The 1601-nt window shown below is 72.3% G+C and carries 1 protein-coding gene; it reads left to right on the top strand.

The window, feature by feature from the left end:
- The coding region (locus OXF11_16000; protein ID MCY4488596.1) for a strawberry notch family protein at positions 1–1601 on the top strand (1601 nt) is incomplete at both ends.

Genomic DNA, 1601 nt, shown 5'->3' with positions numbered 1-1601 from the left:
TCCCACCAGTGACGCGCTGTTCACTACCGCCGGAACCCTCCTGCCGGTCCTGGAGGCGGGTCGGCCGCTCGACGCCGCGACCCTGCGCGACGCCATGACACGCGCCTTCGGGGCCACGGATGCCCACGGCGCCTGGGTCTGGAAGGACGCCTACGAGGCCGCCGAGTCCGCGGTCGTGCTGTTCATCCGCCGCCATGGCCGGGCCATGCGCCGCCACGCCGGGGCCGGTCCGGACGGCCCCGGCGCCATGCTCAAGATGCTGGAGGCCGTGGCCGCCCTGGAGCCGTCCCACACGAAGCGTTCCGAAGAGCAGATCCGGCTGCAGCAGTTCTCGACTCCACTGCCGCTCGCCTACGCCGTCTTGCGGGCAGCGGCCATCCGGCCGGGCGACATGGTGCTGGAGCCGTCCGCCGGCACCGGCATGCTGGCGGTCATGGCGGCGTGCGCGCTCGGGAGCGCGGCCGGGAACCTCCATCTGAACGAGATCGCGGACGCGCGCCGCGCATTGCTGTGCCGCCTGTTCCCCGAGACCCTGGTCACCGGCGTGAACGCCGAGAACATCGCCGACCGCCTGCCCGGCGCCCGGCCCACCGTTGTCATCATGAACCCGCCGTTCTCGGCAACGCCTGGCGTAGGCCGCATCCGCCACGGCACCGACCTCCGGCACGTACGCTCGGCCTTCTGCATGCCGCCGCCGGGTGGCCGGCTCGTTGCCATCACCTCGGCCAACTGCATTCCCGGCAATTCCGACTGGAACAGCGCCTTCGGCCGCCTCGATCCGCCCGCCCGGGTCGTGTTCAGCATGGCCATCGATGGCCGCGCCTACGCGCGCCGGGGCACCGGTTTCGACACCAGGCTCACCGTGCTCGACCGCACAAACCGCCCCGGCATCGACGTCGATCCCGGCGCCCGCGCCGCAACCGTCGCCGCACTGCTCGACGCCGTCATCTCCCGGGTTCCGCCCCGCCTGCCCGTGGAAGTACGCACCACTGTGGCCGTGCCCGGCCGGGATCTCTTCGGCAACACGGCCACGCTACGCCCGTCCAAGCCGCCGACCACTCCTGCGCCCGCGTCGACCGCATCCACACCGGCTCATGACTGGGGACCCGTGTCCGAACTGGCCGTGGAGACCGGCGCCGCAAACTCCGCCGCGGACGTCGGCAACACCACGTCCGGACCCTATGAGCCTTGGCGGCCCGCCGCATTCCACATCCCGGCCGCCACCACCCATCCGACACCCCTGGTGCAGTCCGCGGCAATGGCCGCCGTGCCCCATCCCACGCCATCCTACCGCCCCATGCTGCCGGAGCGTGTTGTCACCGGCGACCTGCTGTCGGACGCCCAGCTCGAAAGCGTCGTGCTGGCGGGCCAAGCCCATGAGGGGCACCTGGCGGCAAGCTACCGCATCGGCTCCGGCTGGGAGACCGTCCAGCGCTGCGGCGACGACGACCAGGGTGACATCACCCTCACCGACGACGGCGAGACCCTGTCGGCGCCGGTGCGCTTCCGCCGGGGCTGGATGCTGGGCGACGGCACGGGCTGCGGCAAGGGACGCCAGGTGGCGGCGATCATCCTCGACGGCTGGCTCCGCGGCCGGAAAC

It is taken from the genome of Deltaproteobacteria bacterium (genome assembly GCA_026712905.1).
GTDB lineage: Bacteria > Desulfobacterota > Binatia > UBA9968 > JAJDTQ01 > JAJDTQ01.
Note: the sequence above shows the minus strand (reverse complement) of the source record. Positions and strands in the feature narration are given on the sequence as shown.